At 43.9% G+C, this 12,647-nt stretch carries 18 protein-coding genes; 13 read left to right on the top strand and 5 right to left on the bottom strand.

The features are described 5' to 3' along the window. Positions 1–25 precede the first annotated feature (25 nt). The 3 genes from H5073_RS03020 to arfB form a co-directional block, all read right to left on the bottom strand. Positions 26–1,033 (bottom strand): class I SAM-dependent rRNA methyltransferase, encoded by a 1,008-nt coding sequence (locus H5073_RS03020; protein WP_182676833.1) that lies wholly within the window; start codon positions 1,031–1,033, stop codon positions 26–28. Between the two features lie 140 nt (positions 1,034–1,173). Beyond that, positions 1,174–1,629 carry a type II 3-dehydroquinate dehydratase gene (aroQ, locus tag H5073_RS03015; RefSeq protein ID WP_182676831.1) on the bottom strand — a complete coding sequence of 152 codons (456 nt, stop codon included), beginning with the start codon at positions 1,627–1,629 and terminating at the stop codon, positions 1,174–1,176. 96 nt (positions 1,630–1,725) lie between these two features. Continuing rightward, on the bottom strand, positions 1,726–2,142 hold the full coding sequence (gene arfB, locus H5073_RS03010; protein WP_182676829.1) for an alternative ribosome rescue aminoacyl-tRNA hydrolase ArfB: 417 nt from the start codon (positions 2,140–2,142) through the stop codon (positions 1,726–1,728). Positions 2,143–2,338: 196 nt separating this feature from the next. Here arfB and H5073_RS03005 point away from each other — a divergent pair, with 196 nt between their 5' ends. From H5073_RS03005 to H5073_RS02980, 6 genes are all read left to right on the top strand, one after another. Then, positions 2,339–2,704, top strand: coding sequence for an STAS/SEC14 domain-containing protein (locus H5073_RS03005; RefSeq protein ID WP_182676828.1), 366 nt, complete (start codon positions 2,339–2,341; stop codon positions 2,702–2,704). A gap of 35 nt (positions 2,705–2,739) precedes the next feature. Further along, positions 2,740–2,910, top strand: coding sequence for a DUF3012 domain-containing protein (locus tag H5073_RS03000; protein WP_182676826.1), 171 nt, complete (start codon positions 2,740–2,742; stop codon positions 2,908–2,910). Positions 2,911–2,968: 58 nt separating this feature from the next. Continuing rightward, positions 2,969–3,970 carry a tRNA dihydrouridine(20/20a) synthase DusA gene (dusA, locus tag H5073_RS02995; protein ID WP_182676824.1) on the top strand — a complete coding sequence of 334 codons (1,002 nt, stop codon included), beginning with the start codon at positions 2,969–2,971 and terminating at the stop codon, positions 3,968–3,970. Positions 3,971–4,277: 307 nt separating this feature from the next. Beyond that, positions 4,278–4,607, top strand: a complete 330-nt coding sequence (locus H5073_RS02990) for a hypothetical protein (RefSeq protein WP_182676822.1) — start codon at positions 4,278–4,280, stop codon at positions 4,605–4,607. Beyond that, a complete protein-coding gene (locus tag H5073_RS02985; protein WP_182676820.1) occupies positions 4,604–4,762 on the top strand; it encodes a hypothetical protein in 159 nt (52 codons plus the stop codon). The genes H5073_RS02990 and H5073_RS02985 overlap by 4 nt, the downstream gene beginning before the upstream one ends. A gap of 52 nt (positions 4,763–4,814) precedes the next feature. Continuing rightward, positions 4,815–5,012, top strand: coding sequence for a PspC domain-containing protein (locus H5073_RS02980; protein ID WP_182676818.1), 198 nt, complete (start codon positions 4,815–4,817; stop codon positions 5,010–5,012). A 101-nt stretch (positions 5,013–5,113) separates the two neighbouring features. Here H5073_RS02980 and H5073_RS02975 read toward each other — a convergent pair whose 3' ends face one another. Next, positions 5,114–5,851, bottom strand: coding sequence for an enoyl-CoA hydratase-related protein (locus H5073_RS02975; RefSeq protein WP_182676816.1), 738 nt, complete (start codon positions 5,849–5,851; stop codon positions 5,114–5,116). A gap of 34 nt (positions 5,852–5,885) precedes the next feature. Here H5073_RS02975 and H5073_RS02970 point away from each other — a divergent pair, with 34 nt between their 5' ends. The 3 genes from H5073_RS02970 to H5073_RS02960 all read left to right on the top strand — a co-directional run bounded on the left by H5073_RS02970 (position 5,886) and on the right by H5073_RS02960 (position 8,185). Beyond that, on the top strand, positions 5,886–6,377 hold the full coding sequence (locus tag H5073_RS02970) for a copper chaperone PCu(A)C (protein WP_182676814.1): 492 nt from the start codon (positions 5,886–5,888) through the stop codon (positions 6,375–6,377). A gap of 12 nt (positions 6,378–6,389) precedes the next feature. Then, positions 6,390–7,361, top strand: a complete 972-nt coding sequence (locus H5073_RS02965) for a DUF2333 family protein (protein ID WP_182676813.1) — start codon at positions 6,390–6,392, stop codon at positions 7,359–7,361. Positions 7,362–7,450: 89 nt separating this feature from the next. Further along, a complete protein-coding gene (locus tag H5073_RS02960) occupies positions 7,451–8,185 on the top strand; it encodes a TIGR04219 family outer membrane beta-barrel protein (protein ID WP_182676902.1) in 735 nt (244 codons plus the stop codon). A gap of 70 nt (positions 8,186–8,255) precedes the next feature. Here the strand turns inward: H5073_RS02960 and tolC are convergent, their stop codons facing one another. After that, a complete protein-coding gene (gene tolC / locus H5073_RS02955; protein ID WP_182676811.1) occupies positions 8,256–9,554 on the bottom strand; it encodes an outer membrane channel protein TolC in 1,299 nt (432 codons plus the stop codon). A 352-nt stretch (positions 9,555–9,906) separates the two neighbouring features. Between tolC and nudF the strand changes: the two genes are divergently transcribed. The 4 genes from nudF to H5073_RS02935 all read left to right on the top strand — a co-directional run bounded on the left by nudF (position 9,907) and on the right by H5073_RS02935 (position 12,608). After that, the gene (gene nudF, locus H5073_RS02950) at positions 9,907–10,530 is read left to right on the top strand and encodes an ADP-ribose diphosphatase (protein ID WP_182676809.1); all 624 of its coding nucleotides are present in this window, start codon (positions 9,907–9,909) and stop codon (positions 10,528–10,530) included. Between the two features lie 44 nt (positions 10,531–10,574). Beyond that, on the top strand, positions 10,575–11,039 hold the full coding sequence (locus H5073_RS02945; protein ID WP_404948370.1) for a DUF1249 domain-containing protein: 465 nt from the start codon (positions 10,575–10,577) through the stop codon (positions 11,037–11,039). A gap of 33 nt (positions 11,040–11,072) precedes the next feature. Next, positions 11,073–11,912 carry a 3',5'-cyclic-AMP phosphodiesterase gene (cpdA, locus tag H5073_RS02940; RefSeq protein ID WP_182676808.1) on the top strand — a complete coding sequence of 280 codons (840 nt, stop codon included), beginning with the start codon at positions 11,073–11,075 and terminating at the stop codon, positions 11,910–11,912. A 120-nt stretch (positions 11,913–12,032) separates the two neighbouring features. Continuing rightward, positions 12,033–12,608 (top strand): YqiA/YcfP family alpha/beta fold hydrolase, encoded by a 576-nt coding sequence (locus H5073_RS02935; RefSeq protein WP_182676806.1) that lies wholly within the window; start codon positions 12,033–12,035, stop codon positions 12,606–12,608. The last annotated feature ends 39 nt before the right edge of the window (positions 12,609–12,647 follow it).

Raw genomic sequence — 12,647 nt, 5'->3', positions numbered from 1 at the left:
GGCTGTTTCATGTCTTATTTTGTGGCTAGCTTAATGTCAGCGCGACCATTTTTAATGGGTGGTTACCATCAAAAGAAGGGAAGTCAGGATGGCAATCGAGCCATTCTATCTTGTTTACACTACGGCCTTGTTTTTCAACGCAGCGCACTAGGCTTGCAAACCATTCTTGGCGCTCGACCTTGGCGACATTGTTGCAACACACTATGGTGCCGCCACTTTTAGTGGCCAACATGGCAGGCTTGAATAAACCTTGGTAATCATTAACTAAATCGACAATGCCAAAAGGACTTTTGGCATACCTTGGCGGATCCAAAAACACTAAATCAAACTGGGCTGCACTGAGTTTTGGGTAGTTGGGAAGCTTTTGATTACGTCTGCCGCCAACGTTAAGTCCAGCAAGCTGCCTAAGTGCTGGGAAGGCGTCACTTTGAATAAATTCACAGACGTTATCCACTTGATTTAACTCGGCGTTTCTCTTACCCGCAGCCAAAGCAAATGAAGAAAAATCCACATTCACAACGTGACTGGCATCGCCCATGGCCGCAGCTGTTCCTATGCCGCAAGTATAAGAAAACAAGTTGAGTACCGTTTTGTTGTTACTGTGGCGGCGCACATATTCACGGCCAATACGCATGTCTAAAAACAGCAGAGGATCTTGACCTTCATGGCGGAGTTTAGAGCTAAATTTAATGCTATTTTCATGCATAATTTGCTCAGTTGTGGCTATGTCTAGCAGCTCTGGGGTTAATTCATTGTCGATGCGCGAATGGCTAGTGGCTCTATCGTTATAGATAACTGGTAACAATATGGCTTGCTGCAAAACCTGGGTGATAAGCGCAAGTTCATCAGCGGTCAACGTTTGATGAAAGCTTTGAATTAACCAAGCATTGCCATATCTGTCGATGTTAAGACCACTGACGCCTTCAACTGTGCCATGAAAAACGCGATAGCAATCTGTATTATCAAGCTTGGCTTGAGATAAAAAAGCTGCACGCTGGCTTAACGCTGTGACTAACAAAGAGTGTACTGACATGTATGCTTGCTCTTAACTATTAATGTTAACTATGGACCCCAAAGCGGGTAGGCGGGGGAGTATAGCAAAATTGACCTCCCAGCGCGCCCCATCTTGGCGCTGAGCTCGCTAGTGCTTGAGCTTATCTGATTGGTTAACGGTTAGCTTTGCAGCTGTTTATCGCTGAGATGACTCAATGCGGCTTGTAAGGCGAACTTGTAGCCTTGAGGCCCAAGTCCACAAATCACGCCAACGGCTTTATCTGAAAAGTACGAATGCTGCCTAAATGGCTCACGGGCGTGGACATTAGACAAATGCACTTCAATAAAAGGAATCGCAACGCCAAGCAGAGCATCACGCAGGGCAACACTGGTGTGAGTAAAGCCCGCAGGGTTAATAATGATAAACTGAGCATCACTTGCATGAACAGCATCAATAAGCTCGTGCTCGGCATTAGATTGCAGGTGTTCTAGGGTGACGCTCGCTTGTTGGGCCTGAGCGTTAAGTTCGCTGACTATAGTCTCTAATGTTTGGTGACCATAGAGACCCGGTTCTCTGCGACCAAGTAGGTTCAAGTTCGGGCCGTTGAGTAATAGGATTTTAGCTGTGGCGCTCATGGTGCAGTCCTTAGAGAAATTATTTCTGTTAATTTAGCATGTTTAATTCGCTGTTTATATGAGATTAATGCTAGAAAAAATAAGGTTTACTACGAACTAATAGTCACTTTTATTCTGTCGCATCGCTTTAGTGGCGCCGCGCTGTTTTTTACCTTCAATGCGACGTTTTTGGCTGGCTTTAGTGGCTTTCGTTGCCACGCGCTTTTTTTGCACATGGGCAACGCTGGCAACTAATTCTATAAACTGAGCTAAGGCTTGCTGGCGATTAAAATCTTGGCTGCGGCTTTGTTGGCATTTGATTAAGATTTTACCGCTTTTGGTGATCCGGTGATCCGCCTTGGCGAGTAGTTTTTCTTTATAAAAATCAGGCAAGGATGACTCTGCAATATCAAAGCTTAATTGCGCTGCGGTGGACACTTTATTGATGTGTTGGCCGCCAGCACCGCTTGAGCGTACAAACTGCCATTCAATTTCGTTATCTAGTAACTCGACTTTATATGAAATTTTTATCATTGATTCGGGTGATAATTTCCTATGACTTGGTTGTGATGTAGGCCAGTTATTTAGCCTGATTATTGACAAGATTGCGATTAAGCGCTTTATGGTTCGGGCAGAGATTTGCTATCATCCTTGCCATTATTGAGTTGCATCGACTATTTATTGCCTTAGTCTATCGCACTCAGCCCTTATTCGGCTCGGAGTTCCCCTTATGTTATGCCAAATTCCAGATATTGCGAAAGGCGTTATTAGTTTATTTGCCAGTGGCCGCTTATCTGCACAAGATTACCGCATTCGTTTACAGCCAGCGATAAAAAGCTATCGCAATGATTGGGGTCAGGTGTGCCTTTATATTGAAGCCGACGTCTTGCTTGAAGGCTGGGAGTTTGGCTCCTTGACAGGTAGCGGAGAAGTACAACTGCCTGCATTTGATGCGCTAGTGCTCGTGGGTGGGCCAGATTGGGTGGGTAACTCAGTACGTTTGTTAGGCCCTTTCATGCAAGGCGAAGTCGCGTGGTTCCCGTTAGAGCGCAAACAAGAAGCCATAGCTTGGGTCGCAAAGCGCTCGCAAGCTTAGCCATTATTTTTTATCTCATTTAAGGAGCACTCATAGTGAACATTTCAACTAAATTTTATGCCGCGCTGTTAGCTTTAGTATTCTTGTCAGCTTGCGCACCGGAAGTGGGCAGTGATGCTTGGTGTAAGCAAATGGAAGAAAAGCCTAAGGGCGACTGGACTGTAAATGAAGCCGCTGATTACGCTAAGCATTGCGTGTTTAAATAGCGATAAATATTCCTTTTGTAGTTTTCCTTCCTGTTTAAGATAGGCCTGTGCACGTCATATGACTAAAACCACCAAGACACCAGATTCAACCTTCTCCATCGCGCCCATGCTGGATTGGACGGATAAACATTACCGCTACTTTGCTCGTATCATGTCTACTAAGGCGTTGCTTTATACTGAGATGGTGACGACTGGGGCGATATTGCATGGCCGTGGGGACTATCTTGCCTATAACACCGAGGAACACCCGCTGGCGTTGCAATTGGGTGGCTCAAATCCTGTGGATCTTGCTGCTTGCGCTAAGCTTGCTTTTGATCGCGGTTATGATGAAATCAATCTGAATGTGGGTTGCCCGTCAGACAGAGTGCAAAACGGCCGCTTTGGGGCCTGCTTAATGGCAGAGCCTGAGCTCGTGGCTGAGTGTGTCGATGCGATGAAACAAGTGGCTGATATCCCTGTGACAGTGAAAACGCGGATCGGTATCGATGAGCAGGACAGCTATGAGTTTTTAACGAAATTTATTGAAACCGTGGCGGCGAAAGGCTGTGATGATTTTACTATCCATGCTCGTAAAGCCTGGCTACAGGGGCTGAGTCCAAAAGAGAATCGTGAAATTCCGCCATTAGATTACGACAGGGTTTATCAGTTAAAGCGTGATTTTCCTAAGCTTAATATCGGCATCAATGGCGGCATTAAAACCTTAGCCGAAGCCAAACTGCATTTAGCTCAGCTCGATGGGGTGATGGTGGGCCGCGAAGCCTATCAGAATCCATACCTATTGGCCGAGGTGGACACACAATTGTATGGTGTAGAGAGTGACATCATCAGTCGTGAGCAGGTGATTGAGAAGATGCTGCCTTATATTGAGGCCCACTTAAAAGCCGGTGGCCGCTTGAATCACATCACTCGTCACATGATCGGGTTATATCAAGGCTTGGCGGGTTCTCGCCAATGGCGCCGTCATTTAAGTGAGAATGCCCACAAGCCTAATGCGGGGATTGAAGTGGTGCGCGAGGCCGTGGTTAAGATGCAGACTACCGCAGAGTCGATGCAAGATTAAATCAAGGTAAATGACTTATTGCTAACAACGCCCCTCGGGGCGTTTTTTGTTTCTATGGCCATTATTTTTAGCGTAAATAACCCTAGAGTAAGATATAAATAACAGGGTTAGTGAAATTCGCCATCGCAGTGGTTATTTTTACTAATAGCTAGCTGTCGTATGTTTATCGAACACACAAATAATGCTTGGGAACACTAATGCTTTGTTTTTAAGTTGCTGATATTTAATTGTTAAATTGCTTTTTTGAAAAGTTGGCACGCTGTTCGCAATACCTTAGATGTAACTCACTACTGAAAAGGAAAGCACCATGTTCAACTTAACTCAATTAACATCACGACTAACAACGCAATCAAGTTCATTAGTAAAAACTGGCTTAGTTGCTGCGACATTAACCTTAGCGAGTTTTTCAAGCCAAGCGGTTGAAATCGATGCATCAGAGCTTTTAGTCGCGGTAGAGCAAAATATCACTCAAGCCAGCCAAGATGCACTGATTAATGCGAAGCAAGAATTAATCTTGTCTTTGCAAGAGCAAATTTCGCAACAGTTGTACTCAGTCACTGAGATTGATGAAGCGGCTATCGCCTTTGAGATTAATGAGCAAAACCTAGTTGTGACTCAACGCTCTGAGGCTAAATGATGTTGTGGGCAGCCTTAACCCAGCTTGCGCTGCCGTTGATGTCTTTGTTGTTACTGCCTGTGGTTAGTTTTGCAGTGTGTGCATCATGTGTTAGCTGGTTTGAGCGCCGTTATCACTCTGAAGAAGTGAAACCCAACAGAATGACGCTGAATTAGTGGCGGGTTAGCCCACTTGAGTGTCATTTAAGTTAAGAATGTGGAGGTTTAAATGGATAAGGTTATTGATAGATTATCAGCGCATGAGACGATTATTGCAGGGGTGGCGGCGCATATTGCTGGCGAGTTTAACTGGTCTTTGTTGTGGACTCGAGTCATAGGCACAATGGTCGTGGTGTTTAACCCTTTCATTGGCGGCTTGGTCTACCTTGTGCTTGCACTATTGATTAAAAATAAGCCCAAAGTGTAATCGCGGCAAAGGCACTTGCCGCCTTGTTTATATCCACTTTGAGTAGGCTAACATTATGGCTCAAAAAGTTGGCTCAGACAGTTGTTAAAAACCAATACAGATTATTTTTTTAAGAAAGCCTGAAATCTTGCCTTAGCTTCATCACTTCCTAAGCGTTCATCGAATAAAGCTAACTCAGTTTGCATTTGCAATCTGACTTGGTCGCTATTGCTGCGCAGTAATTTGCGTGACGCTTGCAGTGATTGTGGCGGCTGGGCGGCTAGCTTCTTAGCTTGAGATAAGGCGAAATCATATAAAAGCTCAGCATCAATGATCTTATTAATTATCTTAAGTTCATAGGCAGTATTAGCATCAAAACTCTCGCCAAGTAAAATCAGCTCCGCAGCTTTTTGTGGCCCTACTAATTGAGGGAGCAATAAACTGGCACCCGCTTCAGGCACTAAAGCCAGGTTAACGAAGGGGAGCTGAAATTTAGCGCTGCTATCGGCGTAGACTAAATCAAAATGCAGCAACATTGTGGTGCCAATACCTACAGCAGAGCCTGCAACGGCAGCAACCACAGGTTTTTTTAATTCGAGTAATAAATAGAGAAACTTAACCGCTGGATGCTCGGGCCCTAAACTGCCACTTTTTAAGAAATCGCTAATATCATTACCGGCAGTGAAACAATTATCCGTACCGCGAAGCATAAAGGCGCGAATGTCATTGTCGGCCTCACCTTGGATCAGGTATTCTGTTAGTGCAAGATACATACTAAGATCAAAGGCATTGCGCTTTTCAGGGCGGTTAAAACTGATGATACGCACACCTTGATCATCCTGAACCTGAATATGACTCATTCGTTGTTTCCTTATAGACACGATAGGGTATTACATGGAGTTTAAGACATTGAAAGTAATATTCAAACATCTGTTTAATTTTTTAGTGCTATCATCATTATCATTCACTGCCGTTGCAGAGGTGGTGCTCATCGAAGGCCACGTACGCGCCATGCCAGCTAGCGTGCCCAATACCGCCGCATATTTTGTGTTAGCGAACCCAACGGATAAATTGCAGCGCTTAGTCGCCGTTAAGACAGTTGCAGCTAAAGAAGCCCAGTTACATACCTTACTTGAAGAAGATGGCATGGTAAAAATGCGCCAGGTCAGTGGTTTTGATATCCAGGCTAAGTCGCAATTAGTTTTAGCGCCAACAGGGGACCATCTTATGTTGCTTTCATTAGTAAAGCCCCTCGCTATCGGCGACAAAGTCGCATTAGAACTCATTTTTGAACAAGGTGAGTCTCAGCAAATTGAACTGCAAGTCCAAGGTGCCGACAAGTCAGAGAAACAAGACTCGTCCCATACGCACCATCATCACCACTAGGAGATAATATAGATGCAAATGACCAAAAATAAACTCATAGGGGGCTTAGCGGCCGTTGCATTAATGGGTTATGGCATCAGCGTTTGGTGGAGTGTTGAGCCAGATAGCTTAGAACCTGTGTATTTTGAAGCTGACAACGGCCGTATGGTTGTGGGTTATGCTACAACTAGCTCACTTATTAATACCTTAGATAGCTTGCTCGACAAGCAAGGCGGCTGGTTATCTAATGATGTGCTGCCACCGTCATTATTTATGGATAATATGCCAGCGTTTGAATTTGGCGCCCTTGAACAGGTACGAGATTTAGCCCTGATTATGCGTAAAGAATTTAGCCGTTCACAATCGCAGTCCACCGCTGACACTGACTTACTTGCTGCCCACTCAAAGCTCAATATTACCCATACCAGCTGGCTTGTGCCAAGTGCTGAGAGTGAATATAGCGATGCAGTAAAACTCTTAAAATTGTACCGCGCTAAAATCAGCGACACCAACCAAGGTGATGCGCAGTTTTATGCCAGAGCCGATAACTTGAATGAGTGGCTTAAAGAAATCCAAAAGCGCTTAGGCAGTATGTCACAGCGTTTATCGGCCAGCGTTGGCCAGGAGCGAGTCAACACAGATTTAGCCGGTGATTCAGCTGCCAGACAATCAACACCCAATTCATCCTCCAGTGAAGTGAAAACCAGCTGGTGGCAAATTGATGATGTGTTTTATGAAAGCCGCGGTTCTGCTTGGGCATTATTAAATTTCATGCGTGCCATCGAAGTGGATTTTAAAGATGTGCTTGAGAAGAAAAATGCCGAAGTGAGTTTACGACAAATTATTCGTGAATTGGAAGCTACCCAACAAACGGTGTGGAGTCCGGTTATTCTCAACGGCAGTGGTTTTGGGGTCGTCGCTAACCATTCTTTAGTGATGGCTAACTATATTTCTCGTGCTAATGCTGCTGTGATTGATTTGACGAATTTACTATCTCAAGGCTAACGCTTTCAATTTTACTGTTAAAATGTCTCAGCACCAGTAGTATTTATAGATGTTAAGTTTTTATTTTATAAAGGATATATATGTTTCATTTGAAAAAGACCTTACTCGCTGCCGCTTGTTTAATGGCTGTGTCTAGCTCAGCTCATAGTGACACGTTTGCCGGTTTTAAAGTGGGCGCAGACTATTGGCATAGCGATGCCAGTGGTTATTTTGCTGATGACCGCGGCGCTAAAGTGAACAGTAATTTAGACGCTGATGCCCAAGGAAGCCTATGGTTTGCAGTCGAGCACATGTTGCCTTTGGTGCCCAATGTTAAAATCCGTGAAAACCGTATTTCTGCGACATCGGCATTAGATGGCGCTGGCTTTAACTTCAATGGTCATGCTTTTTCTGGCAAGGTCGCCATCGATAATACGCTTAACAACACAGATTTTGTGTTGTACTACGAGCTTCTAGACAGCGACTTAGCCGAGCTTGATGTGGGAGCTGCGTATAAGAAGATGAATGGTTCATTGCGAGTAAGTGATGCCGGCCACCCTGAGGAAATCGATATAGATAGTGGTATTGCTATGGGTTACGCCAGTGGTCAAGTGGGCATACCTGGCATGGGATTATTCGCCTTTGCTGAACTGCTTCATGGCGTGAGTGAATCAAATGTACATGACTACTCAGTGGGCCTTGGCTGGGTATTTGATGGGGTGGCTGTGGATACTAAAGTCCGTGTCGGTTATCGCGACATGAGTTTTGATGTCAGCCGCTTCTCAGGCGTCACACAAGATACTCAGCTTAGCGGTGTATTCGCTGGGGTTGAGTTAGACTTTTAATTACAAATAGTAAACAATAAAAAAACCGCCAAGTTGGCGGTTTTTTATTTTTCATCGTTAAGCTCGGCGATTATTCAGGGGCTTTTAGGCCACTGTTAATGGCGATAATATCGTCTTCGTTAATCGTACCAGCCGCTTGCTTAAGGGCTAATATTGATTTGATATAACCATAGCGGGCATCAGACAACTGACGCTTAGAGTCATACAAATCACGCGTACGGTTTAACACGTCAACGATAGTACGAGTACCCACTTCAAAGCCTGCTTGAGTGGCTTTTAACGCACTTTCAGATGATACCACCGATTGCTCATAGGCACGGATTGAGCTGATAGAGGCAGAAACGTTGTTAAAGTTGTTACGCACGTTTTTCACCACAGCTCTGTGAGTCTGTTCTAGCTTCTCACTGGCTTCAATGTATTGGTATTGTGCTTGCTTAACTTTAGAGTCAATTTTGAAACCTTCAAAAATAGGCACCTTGATGCTGATGCCAACTTCTTTGCTATCAAAATCTGGAGTCTGTGACTGCTCAAAGGCTTTGGTGTAGCTACCATCTAAGCTAACCGTAGGCATGTGGCCAGCTTTGTATAAGGTAATAGTCTCTTGAGCTATGTCTTTGGCAATGCGCTGTGTCATTAAATCTATGCTGCGGCTTTCTGCCATTTTTAACCAGTCCGCTGAACTTGCTGGGCTCACCGCACTGGCAGAGAAACGCTCAGTATCAAGAACATTAATGGTCTTGTGATCAATACCTGTGATTTCGCGTAGCGCTTCATAGCTATTGGCTAAAGTGTTTTCAGCTAAGATTTCTGACGCTGAGGCTAAATCGTACTGAGCTTGAGCTTCATGCACATCAGTAATCGCAGTTAAACCAACAGCGAATCTTTGCTTAGTCTGCTCAAGTTGACGTTCAATGGCACGTTTTTCAGCACCTTTGAATTCAAAGTTATCTTTGGCCGTTAGCACATCAAAATAAGCACTGGTAACACGAGTTATCAGGCTTTGCATTGCAGAAGCGTAAGCAGAGTCAGCTTGTGAGGCGGCTTTTTCTGCTAAGTCTAAACCTACCCATGCACTGTGGTCATAGATAAGTTGTGATAATGATAAACGACCAGAAAAACCATCGTTGTCGCCTTGAAGATCATGCCAGCTTTTGGAGTAGCCAACATTAGCACTTAAAGAAGGTAGTAATGGTGCGCGGTTTTCTTCGATTTGCTCATACAAGGTATTACGCTGCGCTTGTGCTTGCAGTACGATAGGATCGCTGGTGAGTGCTTGTTGATAAATCTGCATTAGATCATCAGCTTGAGTGCTTGGCGCTACTATTGCTAGCGTCAATGCTGCGTATAAAGAACCTATTTTGAATTTCATGTTCTGCCCTTTTCGACAATGCTCCCCATTTTGGGGCGTTTTAAGGTATAAACTTGGCTGTGCCAATTAACTAAATGCCCACAATAACAGCTTAGGCAAGTCTAGCCTGATAACGAGAATAAACTAGGCTAGATAGTACGAAGACTTTCATTTTTAAGTCAAATTTGAAGTGTAACAGATTCTATTTTAAATCTGTTTAAAATTAAATCTAATTAGCCTGCTCTGTGGTGTTCATCCCTAGTCGGGATGAGTGTAAATGAACTTAAGCAAGAATTTGAGTAAAATAATTCTTCAAATGGCGACTATAAACATTGTATGGCAATGAGTTTGCCTTAGAAGTCGAGGATAAAACATGGATACCCAAGCACAATTAACTGAACTTAATGGTCAAGATGATGTCGAGTTACTTGAAGTCAATCCCTTGTACCAAGGCTTCTTTCGTTTAGATGAATACCGCTTTAAGCATCGCTTATTTGATGGTAGCTGGAGCGGTGAAATTAAGCGTGAAGTGTTTGAACGCGGTCATGCTGTTGCTGTTCTGCCTTACGATCCTGTCACAGATCAAGTGGTGCTAATTGAGCAAATTCGGCTGCCTGCATTAGCAACTACTAAATTAATTTGGCTTCTTGAGCTGGTGGCAGGTATGATTGCGCCCGGAGAATTACCCGAAGAGGTGGCCGCAAGAGAGTTATTTGAAGAGACCGGCTTAAAGGCAATGCAATTGCATCAAGTCAGTTCTTATCTTGCAAGTCCTGGGGGATCCACTGAACGATTTTATTTTTATTGGGCTCAAGTTGATGCCAGTCAAGCGAGTGGGATCCATGGCCTTGAAGATGAAAATGAAGATATTCGCGTGAGAGTGTTAACTCGGCAACATGCCTTAGACTTGTTAGAGCAGGGCTTGGTCGATAACGCCTCCACAGTGATAGGTTTACAATGGTTAGCGTTGAATCGTCATAAATTGACGAGTATCTGAGGTGATTAACTGGGCACTCCCCAAGGGGATGAAGGCTCAAGTGAGTGGTAGAAAAAGGCAGTAGCTCATTGGCTAGATTAGACACCAGTAAGAAAGCTAAATATCAGCCCAATATCAGTGCTTTTTTGGCCCTGTGTGGACGAAATTATGCATATATTCTCAAATGGTTACCCAATGATGATGTCATTGTGCCCTGGCTGGTGCAAGGTGAGTTCGGTATATTAGCTGTCAGTATTATAGAAAATACTAAATATACACAGTTAGTTGAGATATCTCGCGATGTACCCTCAAGCTTTTTTCTAAACCCACCTAAGGTGTTAGTACGTATTTATCATGATGCTCAATTAGCAGAAGTGTTAACTAGCCGACAGATTTGCCATTTGAAACCAGTATATAATTATCCGAATTCAGATATGCATCAAATTGATGAGAAATATCGCATCAATGCATTTTTAGAGGAACTTCTTAAAATAGGCTGCCATCCAATGGCATCTATGGACCTAGAGTAACAGTGATTACATCATCTTTTTTGGGAAAAAAGCGTGCTTAACGAGCCTGTATCTTATTCGATAGCAGAAAGTGACACAGTGAGATTGGTACAAGTGACTGATCCTCATCTGTTTGCCGATCTCGAAGCACAATTGTTAGGTGTTACCACTTATCAGAGTTTCAGTGCCGTTTTGGCGATGATCAATCAAGCTAACCATGGTCAGCATTTACTGTTGGCCACGGGGGATTTGAGTCAAGATTACTCCCCAGAGTCTTATCAGCTTTTTGCCAATACCGTGAAACGTGTTCCCGTGCCTTGCCATTATTTACCCGGTAATCATGATGATGCTAGGTTAATGAACCTCAGTGTTCAAGGTGACCACGTTTTTGGTCAGCAGCGAATTGTCATAGGTAAATGGCAGATTTTGATGCTCGACTCTACCTTGATTGGAAAGCCTGGTGGTTACTTAGGTCAACGCCAGTTTGAACTGATTGAGCAAGCTATAGCTCAGACACCCGATAAACATGTGTTATTAGCTATGCATCATAATCCGGTGTTAGTCGGCAGCACTTGGCTTGATCAACATTGCATGGCAAACGGTGAAGATTTAATTGAATTTGCTGGCCAATTCAAGCAAATCAAAGGTTTAGTTTGGGGCCATGTGCACCAAGCCTTAGACCGTCAAGTTCCTGGTCGATTTGGGCCGCTTCAACTTATGGCCACCCCTTCTACATGTATCCAGTTCAAGCCTCAGTCGGCAAATTTTGCTCTTGACGGTTTGCAACCGGGTTATCGTTTGCTGGATTTAGCCAGTGATGGTAGCATTCACACTCAAGTTTACCGCTTAGAAGGCGATGATTTTTCAGCGGATAATCACGCCAACGGCTACTAAATCTAATCGTTGCCGGTGGCAATAACTGCAGATTTCGCCTCTGTTAAGTGCTAAACAATCGAGTTAACATTTCCATTCGGGAAGTTTATTAACGCCAATTTGGAGCTAGGTTAAATTAGTATGCTGTTGTATATTCACGGTTTTAATAGCTCTCCTCAATCTGATAAAGCCAGAGTTACCGCTGAATATATAAGTACACATTACCCGCAGTTGACCTTGCATCAACCTCAATTACCTTCATCCCCCACTGCGGCCATGGCACTATTAGAAAGTCTTTGCCTTAGCGCTATTGCAAAAGGTGAGCCTTTGGCCTTTATTGGTTCTTCTTTGGGGGGGTATTTCAGTTCTTATTTGGCTGAACGTTTTGGGGGAAGGGCGGTATTGGTTAATCCCGCGATAAAACCTTTTGAATTGTTTGAACAGTTTGTCGGCCCTCAATATAATCCTTATACCGATGAGCATTATTATCTGTCTATGGATGATAAAGATGATGTCGCCAAGTATGATACTGCAGTAATTTGTCACCCTGAGCGCTTTTTAGTGTTATTACAAACTGGCGATGAAGTGTTAGATTACCGTCAAGCATTACATAAATATCATCATTGTGAATTATATTGTCAGCCCGGCGGCGATCACAGTTTCGTGGGCTATCAGCAACATCTTAAAAAAATATGTCAGTTTTTACAGCTTGACTAAGCATTAACCCAGGGACCTAATTCCCTAACGAGCGAATGT

The organism is Shewanella sp. SR44-3, assembly GCF_014163735.1.
Taxonomy (GTDB): domain Bacteria; phylum Pseudomonadota; class Gammaproteobacteria; order Enterobacterales; family Shewanellaceae; genus Shewanella.
Note: the sequence above shows the minus strand (reverse complement) of the source record. Positions and strands in the feature narration are given on the sequence as shown.

What these genes read in the sequence shown, in the direction of transcription:
- H5073_RS03020 (WP_182676833.1), bottom strand. Translation starts at nt 1,033, where the DNA reads ATGTCAGTACACTCTTTGTTAGTCACAGCGTTAAGCCAGCGTGCAGCT.
- aroQ (WP_182676831.1), bottom strand. Translation starts at nt 1,629, where the DNA reads ATGAGCGCCACAGCTAAAATCCTATTACTCAACGGCCCGAACTTGAAC.
- arfB (WP_182676829.1), bottom strand. Translation starts at nt 2,142, where the DNA reads ATGATAAAAATTTCATATAAAGTCGAGTTACTAGATAACGAAATTGAA.
- H5073_RS03005 (WP_182676828.1), top strand. Translation starts at nt 2,339, where the DNA reads ATGTTATGCCAAATTCCAGATATTGCGAAAGGCGTTATTAGTTTATTT.
- dusA (WP_182676824.1), top strand. Translation starts at nt 2,969, where the DNA reads ATGACTAAAACCACCAAGACACCAGATTCAACCTTCTCCATCGCGCCC.
- H5073_RS02990 (WP_182676822.1), top strand. Translation starts at nt 4,278, where the DNA reads ATGTTCAACTTAACTCAATTAACATCACGACTAACAACGCAATCAAGT.
- H5073_RS02985 (WP_182676820.1), top strand. Translation starts at nt 4,604, where the DNA reads ATGATGTTGTGGGCAGCCTTAACCCAGCTTGCGCTGCCGTTGATGTCT.
- H5073_RS02980 (WP_182676818.1), top strand. Translation starts at nt 4,815, where the DNA reads ATGGATAAGGTTATTGATAGATTATCAGCGCATGAGACGATTATTGCA.
- H5073_RS02975 (WP_182676816.1), bottom strand. Translation starts at nt 5,851, where the DNA reads ATGAGTCATATTCAGGTTCAGGATGATCAAGGTGTGCGTATCATCAGT.
- H5073_RS02970 (WP_182676814.1), top strand. Translation starts at nt 5,886, where the DNA reads ATGGAGTTTAAGACATTGAAAGTAATATTCAAACATCTGTTTAATTTT.
- H5073_RS02965 (WP_182676813.1), top strand. Translation starts at nt 6,390, where the DNA reads ATGCAAATGACCAAAAATAAACTCATAGGGGGCTTAGCGGCCGTTGCA.
- tolC (WP_182676811.1), bottom strand. Translation starts at nt 9,554, where the DNA reads ATGAAATTCAAAATAGGTTCTTTATACGCAGCATTGACGCTAGCAATA.
- nudF (WP_182676809.1), top strand. Translation starts at nt 9,907, where the DNA reads ATGGATACCCAAGCACAATTAACTGAACTTAATGGTCAAGATGATGTC.
- H5073_RS02935 (WP_182676806.1), top strand. Translation starts at nt 12,033, where the DNA reads ATGCTGTTGTATATTCACGGTTTTAATAGCTCTCCTCAATCTGATAAA.